The sequence below is a fragment of the Curtobacterium sp. PhB128 genome, assembly GCF_004340725.1.
Classification (GTDB): Bacteria; Actinomycetota; Actinomycetes; order Actinomycetales; family Microbacteriaceae; genus Curtobacterium.
In genome coordinates this window covers 1-13422 of record NZ_SLUR01000013.1, presented here as the reverse complement: position 1 = coordinate 13422, position 13422 = coordinate 1, and the positions used below count along the sequence as shown (strand labels likewise).

At 70.0% G+C, this 13422-nt stretch carries 13 protein-coding genes; 8 read left to right on the top strand and 5 right to left on the bottom strand.

The window, feature by feature from the left end:
- Positions 1-9: 9 nt before the first annotated feature.
- Complete coding sequence (locus tag EDF23_RS17620) at positions 10-2409, top strand: TIM-barrel domain-containing protein (RefSeq protein ID WP_131922610.1); 2400 nt, start codon at positions 10-12, stop codon at positions 2407-2409.
- A gap of 61 nt (positions 2410-2470) precedes the next feature.
- Here the strand turns inward: EDF23_RS17620 and EDF23_RS17615 are convergent, their stop codons facing one another.
- Positions 2471-3532 carry a LacI family DNA-binding transcriptional regulator gene (locus tag EDF23_RS17615; RefSeq protein ID WP_131922609.1) on the bottom strand — a complete coding sequence of 354 codons (1062 nt, stop codon included), beginning with the start codon at positions 3530-3532 and terminating at the stop codon, positions 2471-2473.
- A gap of 133 nt (positions 3533-3665) precedes the next feature.
- On the opposite strand from EDF23_RS17615, the gene EDF23_RS17610 reads away from it, so the two are divergent.
- Positions 3666-4775 (top strand): acyl-CoA desaturase, encoded by a 1110-nt coding sequence (locus tag EDF23_RS17610; protein ID WP_123293869.1) that lies wholly within the window; start codon positions 3666-3668, stop codon positions 4773-4775.
- 16 nt (positions 4776-4791) lie between these two features.
- On the top strand, positions 4792-5001 hold the full coding sequence (locus EDF23_RS17605; protein WP_111086735.1) for a cold-shock protein: 210 nt from the start codon (positions 4792-4794) through the stop codon (positions 4999-5001).
- A gap of 173 nt (positions 5002-5174) precedes the next feature.
- Here the strand turns inward: EDF23_RS17605 and EDF23_RS17600 are convergent, their stop codons facing one another.
- From EDF23_RS17600 to melA, 4 genes are all read right to left on the bottom strand, one after another.
- On the bottom strand, positions 5175-6050 hold the full coding sequence (locus EDF23_RS17600) for a carbohydrate ABC transporter permease (RefSeq protein ID WP_071252441.1): 876 nt from the start codon (positions 6048-6050) through the stop codon (positions 5175-5177).
- On the bottom strand, positions 6050-7009 hold the full coding sequence (locus EDF23_RS17595; RefSeq protein ID WP_131922608.1) for a sugar ABC transporter permease: 960 nt from the start codon (positions 7007-7009) through the stop codon (positions 6050-6052). Before EDF23_RS17595 ends, EDF23_RS17600 begins: the two co-directional genes overlap by 1 nt.
- Positions 6993-8297: a sugar ABC transporter substrate-binding protein gene (locus EDF23_RS17590; protein ID WP_243648975.1), complete on the bottom strand. Its 1305-nt coding sequence runs from the start codon at positions 8295-8297 to the stop codon at positions 6993-6995. The genes EDF23_RS17595 and EDF23_RS17590 overlap by 17 nt, the downstream gene beginning before the upstream one ends.
- Positions 8298-8422: 125 nt before the next feature.
- The gene (gene melA / locus EDF23_RS17585) at positions 8423-9847 is read right to left on the bottom strand and encodes an alpha-galactosidase (RefSeq protein ID WP_123293867.1); all 1425 of its coding nucleotides are present in this window, start codon (positions 9845-9847) and stop codon (positions 8423-8425) included.
- Between the two features lie 119 nt (positions 9848-9966).
- Here melA and EDF23_RS19375 point away from each other — a divergent pair, with 119 nt between their 5' ends.
- Genes EDF23_RS19375 through EDF23_RS17565 form a run of 5 tightly spaced genes read left to right on the top strand, consistent with a single transcriptional unit; the run spans position 9967 to position 13309 of the window.
- The gene (locus EDF23_RS19375; RefSeq protein WP_132100898.1) at positions 9967-10245 is read left to right on the top strand and encodes a hypothetical protein; all 279 of its coding nucleotides are present in this window, start codon (positions 9967-9969) and stop codon (positions 10243-10245) included.
- A gap of 32 nt (positions 10246-10277) precedes the next feature.
- Positions 10278-11324 carry a GrpB family protein gene (locus EDF23_RS17580; RefSeq protein ID WP_165901187.1) on the top strand — a complete coding sequence of 349 codons (1047 nt, stop codon included), beginning with the start codon at positions 10278-10280 and terminating at the stop codon, positions 11322-11324.
- Between the two features lie 12 nt (positions 11325-11336).
- Positions 11337-11999 (top strand): hypothetical protein, encoded by a 663-nt coding sequence (locus EDF23_RS17575; protein ID WP_132084029.1) that lies wholly within the window; start codon positions 11337-11339, stop codon positions 11997-11999.
- Between the two features lie 43 nt (positions 12000-12042).
- Positions 12043-12438, top strand: coding sequence for a hypothetical protein (locus EDF23_RS17570; protein WP_131922605.1), 396 nt, complete (start codon positions 12043-12045; stop codon positions 12436-12438).
- Positions 12439-12484: 46 nt separating this feature from the next.
- Complete coding sequence (locus EDF23_RS17565; protein ID WP_131922604.1) at positions 12485-13309, top strand: helix-turn-helix domain-containing protein; 825 nt, start codon at positions 12485-12487, stop codon at positions 13307-13309.
- Positions 13310-13422 lie beyond the last annotated feature (113 nt).

Below are 13422 nucleotides of genomic sequence, written 5' to 3'. Positions count from 1 at the left end.
GACGTGACCATGACCACGACCGCACTTCCGACCATCCGGCCGTTCCCCGGATCCGACCCGGTCGCCGACCCGGCCGCCGTCGTCACGGGCGAGCACTGGCGGATCACGGTGCTGGACGCCGGCACGTTCCGCATCGAGTGGAGCGACGACGGCGGGTTCGAGGACCGCGCCTCGACGTTCGCGATCCGGCGGCGGTTGCCGGTGCCGGCGTTCACCGTGGAGCGCGTCGGCGAAGGTGACGACAGGGTCGGCGCTGGCGGCGCCGTCGCTGGTGGCGTCGTCGTCACCACCGAACGCGCCCGGCTCCGCTACGACGGCCGTCCGTTCAGCCCGAGCGGCCTGGTCGTCGAGACCATCGGCCCGGACGCGAACCGCTGGCGCTGGGGGCAGGAGCCCCGTGACCTCGGCGGCACCGGCCGCACCCTCGACGACGTCGACGGCCGGATGCCGCTCGAACCCGGCATCCTGGCCCGCGACGGGATCACCGCCCTGGACGACAGCGAGTCGTTCCTGTTCGAGGACGACGGCTGGATCGGCACGCGCGTGCCCGGTCGCCGCGACGTCACGGTGTTCGCCCACGGCCGCGACTTCACGGCAGCCCTCCGCGCCTTCCACCAGGTGTCCGGCGCCCCCACGCGCCTGCCCCGGTGGGCCCTCGGCAACTGGTGGAGCCGCTACCACCCGTACAGCGACACCTCGTACCTGGAGCTCGTGGACCGGTTCGCCGCGGAACGCCTGCCGTTCTCGGTCGCGGTCATCGACATGGACTGGCACCGCGTCGACTCCGTCCCGCCGCAGTTCGGTGACGGCTGGACCGGCTACTCGTGGGAGCCGTCGCTCTTCCCCGACCCGCAGGCCTTCCTGGCGGAGCTGCACCGGCGGGGGATGCGCACGACGCTCAACCTGCACCCCGCCGACGGCGTCCGGGCGTTCGAGGACGCCTACCCCGCGGTGGCCGAGGCGATGGGGATCGACCCGGCGACCGAGCAGCCGATCCCGTTCGACCCGACCGACCGGCGGTTCCTGCAGGCGTACTTCGACCAGCTGCACCGACCGCTCGAAGCGCAGGGCGTCGACTTCTGGTGGATCGACTGGCAGCAGGGCAGCGAGAGCGGGCTGCCCGGCGTCGACCCGCTCTGGCTGCTCAACCACTTCCACCTGCTCGACTCGGCGCGCTCGGGGGACCAGGGCATGACCTTCTCGCGCTACGCCGGCCCCGGCAGCCAGCGGTACGCCGTCGGCTTCTCCGGCGACGCCGTCGTGTCCTGGGCGTCGCTGGCGTTCCAACCCGAGTTCACCGCCAGCGCCGCGAACATCGGCTACCCCTGGTGGAGTCACGACATCGGTGGCCACACCCGCGGGGTCCGCGACGACGAGCTCGCCACGCGCTGGGTGCAGTTCGGGGTGTTCTCACCGATCATGCGCCTGCACTCCGCCAACAACCCGTTCATCCGCAAGGAACCGTGGGTGTTCCCCGCCGAGGCGCGCACCGCGATGGGGGAGGCCTTGCGCTTCCGGCACCGCCTGGTGCCGTACCTGCACACCATGAACCACCGGACCGCCGAGGGCACCGCGCTCGTCCGCCCGCTGTACCACCTGGAGCCACGGCGCGACGAGGCGTACCGGGTGCCGAACACGTACGCCTTCGGGTCCGAACTGCTCGTCGCCCCGATCGTCCAATCGTGTGACCCCGTCACCCTGCACGGGACCGCACGAGCCTGGTTGCCGCCGGGGACCTGGACCGACGTGTTCACCGGCACCGTGTACGCCGGCGACCGGTTCGTCGACCTGCACCGCACCCTCGACACCGTGCCCGTGCTGCTGCGCGAGGGCGGGTTGCTGCCCCTCGCCGCCGAGGACCAACTCGACGCCACCGCGAACCCGACCGCGTTCGAGGTCCTCGTCGCCCCCGGTGCCTCCGGCTCGTTCACCCTGGTCGAGGACCAGGAGGACCCCGCCGGCGACACCGGCCGCGGTGCCGAGACCCGTCTGACGTGGGACGCGGCGCTCGCCGAGTTCCGCGTGCACGCCACCACGGGCGCGGTCGATGTCGTCCCGGTCCGTCGCGACTGGCGGATCACGTTCCTCGCCGCCCCCGCGGACGGGCAGATCGTGTCCGCCCGTGGCGAGGACCGGTTCTCGGTCGACCTGACCGTGGACTCGACTGCGGGCGGAGCAGTCACATTGGCCGGGTCGCCGGTGGTCGGGGTCGATGCCCGCGAGGCTGTCCGGCACGCCCTCGAACGCGCGCAGGCCAGCAACGCGGAGAAGCTCACCGCGTGGGAGATCGTGTCGAAGGACCTGCCGCGTGCCGACCGGATCGTCGAACTCGGGACCGTCGACCTGCCCGAGGCGCTGCGTGCCGTCGTCGTCGAGCTGCTGGGGAGTGTGCACCCGGGCGAGCGCTGATGCTGCGTCGAGACTCGCGCTGGGCGACACTCCTCGGGCGGATCGCCACGAGGAGTGTCGCTCAGGCCGAGACTCGGCCCTGGCCCGGCACCGGCCCGCGGTCGACCGAGCCGTCCGGGAACGGCGCGCTCTCGCCCACCAGCAGCCGGTGCCCGACCGTGACCAGCCTGCCGGGTACCTCAGAGCCGTCCATCCGCTCGAGCAGCAGGTCGAGGGCGGTGTCCGCCAGCGCGACGGTGTCCGGCGCGACCGACGTCAGGCTCGGTACCAGGCTCGACCCGAGTCCCATCGCGTCCCACCCCACGACCGCGATGTCCCGCGGAGCGTCGAGCCCGCGCAACCGCATCGCGCGCAGGACCCCGAGGGCGGCGAGGTCGTCGCGACAGAGCAGCGCGTCGACCCGGAGCCCGGCGTCGAGCGCCCGACCGAACGCGGTCTCGGCACCTGCGGCGTCACCGACCTCGCGGGGGACCAGGAGCGCGTCGTCGACGGGCAGGCCGGCGGCTGCGAGCCCGGCCCGGTAGCCGTCGAGCCGCAGGCCGGAGGTGCTGGACTCCGGCCCGGTCTCGTGCCCGAAGAAGCCGATGCGCCGGCGACCGAGCGCGACCAGGTGGGCGACGGCCTGTGCCGCCGCGGCCGCGTTGTCGATGACCACCTGGTCGGAGTACTGGGGGCGGACGTCCTCGCCGAGGAACACCACGGCGGTGTCTCCGCGGATCCGGTCGATCGCCTCGGGGGTCAGGACCTGGGGGTGGATGACGACGCCGTCGACCACCCCGGCCTCGCGACCGCGGACGGCGGAGCGCTCGCCATCGGCCTCGCCGAGGGTCTCCTCGAGCAGCAGTTGGTATCCGCGTTGCGCGCAGACGCGGGAGAACACGTGCGCGAGCTCGGCGAAGTACGGCCGCCGGAGGTCGGGGAACGCGAACGCGAGCATGTTCGACCGGCCGGTGGCGAGCGACCGTCCGGAGACGTTCGGGCGGTACCCGAGCTCGTCGATCGCGGCCTGCACCCGGTCGCGCATCGGCGGACTGACGTGCTGGTAGCCACGCACGACGTTGGACACGGTCTTCATCGAGACGCCGGCGTGCACGGCGACGTCCTGCAGCGTGACCTTGCCCATCCGATCACCGTAGTGGGGCAGGCGGATTGTCAGGTGGAATCGCACCTTCAGGCCCTAGGGTCGCACCAAGCGCAATCGCGTGAACTCTCTCGAACCGGCCGAAGGGCCGGTCCGCACCGGAAGGTCGGTCCACTTGACCACCACTCCGCTCGCTCCGGGCTACACCCGCACTCGACCTGGAACAGGAAGCCCCAAGGGCACCTCGACCTACTCAGCCCTGCTCGCGCAGGTGAAGGAGAACGGACTCCTCCGCCGCCGCACCGGGTTCTACTGGTCGCTGTTCGGCACACTCATCGTCACCTTCGCCCTCGCGTGGGTCGCGTTCGCATTCCTCGGCGACACCTGGTTCCAGCTCATCGTGGCCGGCGCGCTCGGCGTGATCTTCACGCAGTTCGCGTTCCTGTCGCACGAAGCCGCGCACCGCCAGGTCTTCGCCTCGCAGAAGTGGAACGACCACGCCGGCCGCTGGCTCGGCACGTTCCTGGTCGGCCTCAGCTACTCGTGGTGGATGAACAAGCACACCCGCCACCACGGCAACCCGAACACCGTCGGCAAGGACCCCGACATCGCGCCCGACGGCATCCGGTTCCTGCCGGAGGACGCCGCGGCGGTCAAGGGTCCGCTCATGACGACGTTCATGCGGTTCCAGGGCTGGCTGTTCTTCCCCCTGCTGACGCTCGAGGGCCTGAACCTGCACCGGTACGCCGTGCAGAGCATCGTCACCGGCAACGGCACCAAGGCCGACGTCAAGCACCGCTGGCTCGAGGCCGCGCTGCTCGTCGCCCGCTTCGGCATCTACCTGACGGTCGTGTTCTGGTTCTTGCCGTTCGGCATGGCCTGCGCGTTCCTCGGTGTGCAGCTCGCCGTGTTCGGCGTGATGATGGGCGCCTCGTTCGCCCCGAACCACAAGGGCATGCCGACCATCGCGCACGACGCCAAGGTCGACTTCTTCTCGCGCCAGGTCCGCACGTCGCGCAACATCCGCGGCGGCTGGTGGGTCTCGTTCCTGATGGGCGGCCTGAACTACCAGGTCGAGCACCACCTGTTCCCGTCGATGCCCCGACCGGCGCTGAAGCAGGCCCGCCTGCTCGTCCGCGACCACTGCGACACGCTCGAGGTGCCCTACACCGAGACCACCTTGCTGCGCTCCTACGGCATCGTCGTCCGGTACCTGAACCGGGTCGGGCTCGCTGCTCGTGACCCGTTCGCCTGCCCGATGGTCGCGCAACTGCGCATCCACTGACGCCGTGCTGTCGACCATGCCGACCGGCACCGTGAAGTGGTTCGACCACGCCAAGGGGTACGGCTTCATCCACCCCGACGACGGGTCCGAGGACCTGTTCGCCCACTTCTCCAGCATCATCGCGACGACCGGCTACCGGTCGCTCGAGGAGAACGACCACGTGCAGTACGACGTGGGCCCCGGCAAGAAGGGCCCGCAGGCGGACAACATCTCGATCATCCGCTGACGCGGACGACGGACGGGAGGCACGGTGCCAGCTGGCACCGTGCCTCCCGTCGTTTCTTTCCCATGTCCACTGCGCTGGTATGCGGAATCGGGCGTACCTGGTCGAAAGAATCGACCAGGTACGCCCGATTCGGGCAGGTACGCCGCCCGCCGCGCCGGCGCGCGCCCGCCGCGCTACTTGATGCCGGTCGAGGCGATGCCCTGCACGAACTGGCGCTGGAACGCCAGGAACACCACGAGCAGCGGCAGCACGGTCACGGTCGCGATGGCCATCACGGCACCCCACGGCGAACTGAACGCCGGGTTGTTCGTCAGCGTCGACAGGGCCACCGGCACGGTCAGGTTCTCGTTGCCCTGCAGCACGACGAGCGGCCAGAGGAAGTCGTTCCACCGGGTCATGAAGCCGAGGATCACGAGCACCCCGACCAGGGGGCCGCACGAGGGCAGCACCACCCGGAAGAACGTCTGGAACTCGCCGGCGCCGTCGAGCCGAGCGGCTTCCATCAGGGCGTCCGGCACCCCGAGCATGAACTGCCGGGCGATGAAGATCCCGACGACGTCGAACACGGTCGGCAGGATCACCGCCCAGGGGGAGTCGACCAGGCCGATCTTCGCGACGACCAGGAAGCTCGGCACCAGGGTGACCTGGATCGGGATCATGATCGTGACGAGGAACGCCGAGTACAGCAGCCCCCGGCCCATGAACCGGAACTTGGCGAGGGCGTACCCGGCCATCAGCGACACGACGACGCTCAACGCGGTGCCGACGCTGGTGATGAGCGCCGAGTTGCCGAGCCACCGCCAGACCGGCTGCGTGCTGAACACCTGCGTGTAGTTCTCGAACGTCGGCCGGGTCGGGAACAGCGAGAACGTGCCGCTCTGCGACTGCCCGCCGGGGGTGAGCGCCGAGACGACCATCCAGTACAGCGGGAACACCATCAGGATCGCCAGGGCGGTGAGCCCGGCGACGAGCACCCAGCGACCAGGCCGGCGCCGGGAGCGGGCTCCAGCCGGACGGCGGCGGGGACCGCGGACATCGAGTACGGCCATCAGAGCATCTCCTCCGCCTTGCGGTTGGCGCGCTGCCGGAGCAGCGTGAACACGAGCAGGATCGCGACGAGCACCAGTCCGAGCGCCGCGGCGTAGCCCATCCGGGCATCGATGAACGCGGACCGGAACACGTACTGGATCAGCACGGTCGTCGAGAAGCCGGGGCCACCGCCGGTCATCACGTAGATGACGTCGAAGGCCTGCAACGAGAACACGACGTTCAGGATGAGCAGGATCGACGTCGTCGGGCGGAGCAGCGGCCACGTGATGGTCCGGAACCGGACCCATCGCGAGGCGCCGTCGATCGCGGCGGCCTCCTTGAGCTCGGCGGGCACGGACTGCAGCGCGCCGAGGTAGATCACCATGCAGAAGCCGATCCGGGTCCAGACCACGACGACCACCAGGGTCGCCATCGCCCAGCCCGGAGCGGTCAGCCAGGGCACGCGCCCCATCCCGAGCGCTTCGAGCAGGTTGTTCACGACGCCGTAGTCGCCGTTGAAGATCCACGACATGATGACGCCCACCACGACGCCCGCCGCGACCATCGGCACGAAGAACAGGGCACGGAACACCGAGCGCCCGGGCAGCGGCCGGTTCAGGGCGACCGCCAGGGCGAGCCCGATCGCCATCGAGGTGGGCACGGTGCCGAGCGTGAACACGAGCGTGTTCCGCAGCGCCGTGCCGATGAGCGGGTCGGAACCCATGTCGACGAAGTTCTTCCCGCCGACCCAGGTGCCGTCGCCGAGCGAGGTGCTGGAGTCCTGGAAGCTCAGCGCGATCGCCGTGATGATCGGGATGAGCGAGAAGCCGAGGAACAGCAGCGCCGCGGGGCCGATGAACACGTACGGGACGAAGCGGCCCCGGCTTCGGCGGGCACCGCCGCCAGCGGGGACTCCGCCGGTCGGTGGGGCGGTGGACGCCGTCGTGCGGACCGGCGCGGTCTCAGTTCGCAGTGACACTGCGCATCGCCTCCATCATCTGGTTCGAGGCCTCTTTCGGGCTCAGCTGCCCGAGCAGGCAGAGGTCGAGGTAGTCGGCGAACACCGCGTTGAGCGAGCTGAAGTACTCGCCGCTCTCGGCCTTCACCATCGAGAGCGGGATCGTCGTCCCCTGGTCGATGAACCGCTGCATCGTGTCGGTGTTCGCGGCGTACCCGATGTCCTTCGCGTCGAGGGACTTCCGGGCGGGCAGCCAGTTGCCGTCGTGACAGAACTGCTGCATCTTCGACCGGGACGTGATCATCGCCACGAGCTCGGCCGCGAGCTCCGGGTGCTTGCTCGACTTCGTGACGGCCAGGGCGTTGCCGCCCAGGTCGCTCGCCTCGCCGACGTTCCGGATCATCGGGGCCGTGCCCCAGTTGTCCGGCATGTCGGTGTCGAGTTGCGCGATCGACTCCGGGTTGTTGAGCATCATGCCGATCTGCCCCGTCAGGAACAGGTTCCGCGAGACGTCGCCGCCGCCGCTCTTGCTGAGGTTGCCCGTGGTCGCGAGTCCGTCGGCGTACCACTTCCGGCCGAAGGCCAGGGCGTCGATCGCCTCCGGGGTGTCCATCGACGGGGTGGCACCGTCCTCGCCGAGGAACGCGCCGCCGTTCTGGTGGACCAGCGGCAGCCACCGGTACGCCGTCTCGGGCGACGACCACCCGTACCCGAACGCGTACTTGCCGGTGACCTGCTTGACCTCCTGCGCGACGTCGAGGAACTCGTCCCACGTCCACGCGTCGGCCAGGGCCTGTGGTGGCGTGACGCCGATCTGCTCCATGACGTCGCGGTTGTAGTAGGTGATGAAGTTGTCGGTGTGCTGGAAGACGCCGTACACGCCGTCGTCCCGCGCGCCGATCGCCCAGAACGGGTCGCTGTAGTCCTGCCGGTAGTCCGCCGGGATGGACCCCGATATGTCGACCAGGCTGCCGTTCGCGGCGTACCGGCCGATCTGCTGCGGGGTGATCCGGATGACGTCCGGCGCCAGGTCGGCGGCGAGCCGGGTGATGAACCACTGGTGGAACTGCCCGGTGGTCACCTCGACGGCGACGCTCGTGCCGGGGTGCGCCGCGACGAACTCGTCGGCGATCGCCTGGTAGCTCGTGATGTCCGTCGGGATGTTCCAGGTGGACAGGCGGATGTGCTTCGTCCCGCCGCGGCCGGTCGTGCCGCCGCCGGCGCACGCTGCCAGCGCGCCGGTCAGCGAGATGCCGGCGAGGGCGAGGAACCCCCGTCTGGCGAGCTGGGGGGATGGTCGGGTCGGCATGGTCCTCTCCTTTGAGGTCGTGGTGCCGTTCAGGTCGGCCGGGAGGCGCGGGGTGCGCACACGGGGCGCCGCGCGTCCGACGTGGGGTCGCGTCCTGGACCCGACCCCACGTCGGGCGCGACGGTTCAGACGAGCGCGGGGCGGGCCTCCCGGTCGGCCACCGGTGCCGCGGTGACCGCGTCCGCCGGACGCAACGACTCGGGGAGCAGCGCCGCGTGGGCGTGCAGGAGCTCGTCGGTCATCTCGGCGATGCGGTCGAGCGTCAGGTGCGCCGCGGTCAGCGGGTCGAGCGCCACCGCGTGGTGGACGTGCTCCACGTTGCCCGTGAGTGCAGCACGCACCGCGAGGGTCTGCACGTTCGTGTTCGTGCGGTTGATCGCGGCGAGCTGCGGCGGGAGCTCACCGAACGACGTCGGCTGCACCCCCTTGCCGTCGACCAGGCACGCGACCTCGACGCAGGCGTCGGACGGCAGGTTCTGGATGACGCCCGTGGCGTTCGGCACGTTGCCGTAGACGACCGCCGGCACACCCGTCACGATCGCGTTCACGATGCTCGCGCCGTACTCGACGCTCGGAGTCAGGTCGGCCTTGAGCTTCTCGAGCTGCGTGTCCACGTCGCCCTGCTCGTCGTGCGCCAGGCAGATCTCGTAGTAGTCCCAGCGCTCCGGGATGTACTCGAGCACCGTCTCCGGGTCCTTGCGGAAGTACGGCACGTACTCGCTGGCGTGGTGGCTCGACTCGGTCTCGAAGTACCCGAACGAGCGCATCAGCTGGGTGCGGACCTGCTCGTTGCCGCCCTCGTAGTTGCTCGCCGCGGCAGCCGCCTCGCTGTGGTCGCCGTCGTCGTCGTGCAGGTCGGACGCCGCGACGCCCCGCTGGTGCTTCGCCGTCATCACCTCGCGCAGACGCGGGTACAGGTCCTCGCCGTTGCGACGCGTGAACTCGAGGATCCACGCCTGGTGGTTGATGCCGGCGCTGACGAACTCGACCTCGTCGTACGGCACGCCGAGCGTGCGCGCCAGCATGCGGGTCGTGCCCTGCACGCTGTGGCAGAGCCCCACCGTCCGGAGCCCCTTCGCGTTGAGGAACGCCGTGGCCATCGCCATCGGGTTCGCGTAGTTGATGAACTGGGCGTCCGGGCAGAGCTCGAGGGCGTCGCGGGCGATGTCCTCGTACGCGCGGACCGACCGCAGGAAGCGGAAGACGCCGCCCGGGCCGACGGTGTCGCCGACCGCCTGGTCGATGCCGTACTTGCGCGGGATCTCGACGTCCCACTTGTAGGACTCGACGCCGCCGACTTGGAACGTGATGATGACGACGTCCGCACCCGCCAGGGCCGCACGGCGGTCCGTGGTCTCGAGGACCTCGACACCGAGGCCGTGGTGGGCGACGAGCTCGCGGGCTGCGGTCGCGGTGCGGGCGACCCGGCCCGCGTCGAGGTCCATGAGGTGCAACGTCGCGTCCTGCAGGGCGGGGAAGGAGACGAGGTCGCCGATGAGGCGGAAGGGGAAGACGAAGCCGCCGGCGCCGATGATGGTGATCTTGGTCATGTGTCGACGGTAGGAAGCGCGGGGGTGTGCGGTCCTCCGGCTTCGGACGGTGGGGTTCCAGGATCCTCGGATCGGTCCGTGGCCCGCTGTGCGAGTGTTGTCCGGTGCGCTACCGACTGATGAACGAGTACAGCGTCGACTGGCCGCTCTGGGACGAGGACGGCCTGTGCCCCGAGGGGAGACCGGCGTTGTCGGAGACGGTCCGCGACGAAGTACTGCGGTGGGCCGCCGAGTTCAACGAGGACTACTCGGTGGAGGCGGGATGGCCGACCGAGGCCGCGGCGCGCTCGTCCGAGCGCCAGGCGCGGCGACTCTTCCGGCTCGTCGAACGCGAACTGCCGCCGGGCGACGAGCTGGTGCTGGGGTACTGGGAGACGAACAGACGGAAGGGGCTCTGACGGGTCGCGACGGTCGTCGTACGCTGGCGGACGTGGACGAGTGGTGGGACGTGGTCGATGCGGGCGGTGGAGCGACGGGCACGACGTTCCGGCGAGGCGACAGCGGCTGGCCCGACGGGTCCTTCCACCTCGTGGTCACGGTCTGCGTCCACCGCGCCGACGGGACCGTCCTCGTCACGCAACGAGCTCCGACGAAGGAGTTCGCGTACGGGTGGGAGTTCCCCGGAGGAAGCGCGCTCGCCGGCGAGTCGGGGCCAGCGGCGGCCTGCCGTGAACTGCGCGAGGAGACCGCCCTCGAGGTCGCTCCCGACGCGCTGCAGTGGGTCGGTCGCTTCACCGAGGACTCTGCGCTGGTGGATCTCTTCACCGTCCGGGAACCTGCCGGCTCGACCGTGCGGCCAGCTCCGGCCGAGGTGATGGCCTGGAAGTGGCTCCCCGCGTCCGAGGTGGTCGAACTCCGTCAGAGCGGCGTGATGGCGGATCCGTGGGGACCGCGGTTGGACGCGCTGTGGCCAGCGGCGATGGCCACGATCCGGTCCGTGGACGAGCCTCCCGCGGTGCAGCTGGAAGCACACCGCGACTCCTGGAAGACGGACTACCAGCGTGAGGCGTCGCGGCTCGTCGCCGCGCTCGGAGACCGCGTGCTCGCGGTCGAACACATCGGCAGCACGGCCATCCCGGGTCTCGAAGCGAAGCCGGTCATCGACATCGCGGTCCGGGCCGCAGTCGACACGGATCCGTTGGCGCTCGGCCCGTTGCTCGCGGCGACGGGCTACACGCAGCACCGTTCCGGTCCGAAGAACCACGGGGTGTACACCCGAGAGCGAGACGGGGCGAGGACCCACATCCTCCACGTCTTCGCCTCGGACCAGTGGGACGAATGCAACCAACGGCTCTTCCGGGACAAACTGCTCAGCGACCCGACCGCCGTTGCGCGGTACCGGGAGGTCAAGACCCGAGCAGCGCGATCGTCGGACGGTCGTACCTACACGGCAGCGAAGAGCCAGGTGGTGCAGCAGCTCCTCGATGAGGAACGTGCCGCCCGAGGTCTCGCGTCCGTGACGGCGTGGGAGAAGTAGACGGCGGCGCCTGTGGCAACTCGTGAGGAGTACGACGTGCTCTGGGAACGTGCCCGTCAGCGGCTGCGTGTCGGTGACCTGCAGCTCGACCGGGAACCGGTGGACGGTGATCCGCGCTGGGGTCTGAGCCTGGTGCTGCTCCCTCCGAGGCCACTCGCTCAGCGGATCGCTGGCGTGGCGGATGAACTGGCCGCCGCGTACGACGGCACGCAACACGTGTACGGAGTCGAGGACGTGCACCTCACGATCACGAGCCTCGAACCGTACCGCGATCGGATCGACCGTGCGACGCTCGAGCACTACATCGACGTCGTCGAGAATTCGCGCGGCGCGCTCGACCACCGAGTCCGGCTCGACGGCCTTGGAGGATCGGCGGCCGGCGTCTTCGTGCAGGGGTTCGACGACGACACCCTGCGGCCGATCCGTGTCCGGATGCGTGAGGCTGCCTCGGCGCTCCACGGCGGTGCCGCGCCTCCGATGGCCTTCATCAGGAACACGGCCCACCTCTCGATCAGTGTGCACCGCGAGGCCTCACGCGAGGCAGCGGTCGTGCGTCACGTGGACCGATCGCGCCACCAGGAGCTCGGAGAGATGCACGGGGCACGAGTCGCGCTCGTCCGGTACCGACCGTGCGTCGGCTCCATGGGCATCGAAGTACTCCACACCGTCGGGTGAGTACCAGGACAGGCTGCTGCGCCAAGGCCGTAGGGTGGCGCTCGTGACGGCCACAGGGAGACGGAAGCGATCGGTCGTGGTGATGGTCGTGGTGACGCTTGCGCTCGTCACGTTGCTCGCCGGAGTTCGCCTCGTGTCCCTGTTCGCATTCGCGACCGAGGGGGATGTGCCACCCGCTTCCTCGGTCTCACTGCCCGCGGGCAGCGAGCTGATCACGGAAGAGAAGGAGTGCGCTTCTGGTGGGTGCTGGGCCGTGCTCTCGGTCCGACCGCCCGAGGGAGTGAGCCCGCAGGACCTCGCGACGAGCTTGGGGATGACTCCGCAAGCTCGTCAGCGCGGGACACTGTGGGACCCGCGCACCGTCAACCTGAGTTCGGAAGCGGACGGGGAACTCCTGGTCATCAGAGCCGACTACTGGTCTCGTCAGGCGACCCCCTGACGGAGGTCCTGTGTGGGGAAAGGCTCACTGACGTAGGCTCAGCATCGTGCTCGACGTGGAGACGATGGAAGCGGCGTACTGGAGCCACCGCGGCCCGGCTCCGCTCATGGCGTCGTCCCATCGGCACGACGACCTCGAGATGAACCTGGTGCTCGACGGGCACCTGGACTACCGGTTCGGCGGGGCGCCGGTAAGCGTGCACGCGGGCGAGATCGCACTGTTCTGGGGCTGGACCCCGCACCAGCTCGTGGGTGACGGCACCGGTACGGGCGAGTTCCGCTGGGTGCACATCCCGCTGGCCGAGGTGCTGGCGTGGGGACTGCCCGACCACGACCTCGGAGCGATGCTCCTGAACCGCCCGGTCGTCGTGCCGACCGCAGCTGCCGGGCGTGACGTCGAGTCGATGCTCGGGTCGTGGCAGCAGGACTTCGAGGACGACGGTGCGGAGATCATCGCCAACCTCGAGGCGCAGGCGCTCGTGCGTCGCCTGCTCCGGCACCACCGCGATGCCGTTCACCTGCGGCCCGGCGGCGGGCACGGCACCGTGGATGCCATGCACCGCGTGATCGACATGGTGCGGTTCGTGGTCGACCGGTTCCGCGAACCGATCGAGGTCGCTGACGTCGCAGCGGCCGCACACCTGCACCCGCACTACGCGATGTCGGTGTTCCGACAGGACGTCGGCACCACGATCGTCGAGTACCTGACACGGTGCCGGGTGGCCGAGGCGCAGCGGTTGCTCGCGACGACGTCCATGACGACGTCGGAGATCGCGCACGCTGCAGGATTCGGGTCGCAGTCGAGTTTCTACGTGCACTTCACCCGCGCCTGTGGAACTGCGCCAGGTGCGTACCGAGCGCGGGTTCGCTGACCCGGTGTCCCCACGCACGAGCAACGCCCCGTCGCGAGCGACGGGGCGTTGGCCGTTCCGGTCTGCCATGCACAGCCGGAGTACGTGGGGTGTTACTTGATCTGTGCGGTGAT

Bases quoted from the DNA above. Each gene is read 5' to 3' on its own strand.
- EDF23_RS19375 (WP_132100898.1), top strand. From the start codon at position 9,967: ATGAACGAGTACAGCGTCGACTGGCCGCTCTGGGACGAGGACGGCCTG.
- EDF23_RS17620 (WP_131922610.1), top strand. From the start codon at position 10: ATGACCACGACCGCACTTCCGACCATCCGGCCGTTCCCCGGATCCGAC.
- melA (WP_123293867.1), bottom strand. From the start codon at position 9,847: ATGACCAAGATCACCATCATCGGCGCCGGCGGCTTCGTCTTCCCCTTC.
- EDF23_RS17615 (WP_131922609.1), bottom strand. From the start codon at position 3,532: ATGGGCAAGGTCACGCTGCAGGACGTCGCCGTGCACGCCGGCGTCTCG.
- EDF23_RS17590 (WP_243648975.1), bottom strand. From the start codon at position 8,297: ATGCCGACCCGACCATCCCCCCAGCTCGCCAGACGGGGGTTCCTCGCC.
- EDF23_RS17605 (WP_111086735.1), top strand. From the start codon at position 4,792: ATGCCGACCGGCACCGTGAAGTGGTTCGACCACGCCAAGGGGTACGGC.
- EDF23_RS17600 (WP_071252441.1), bottom strand. From the start codon at position 6,050: ATGGCCGTACTCGATGTCCGCGGTCCCCGCCGCCGTCCGGCTGGAGCC.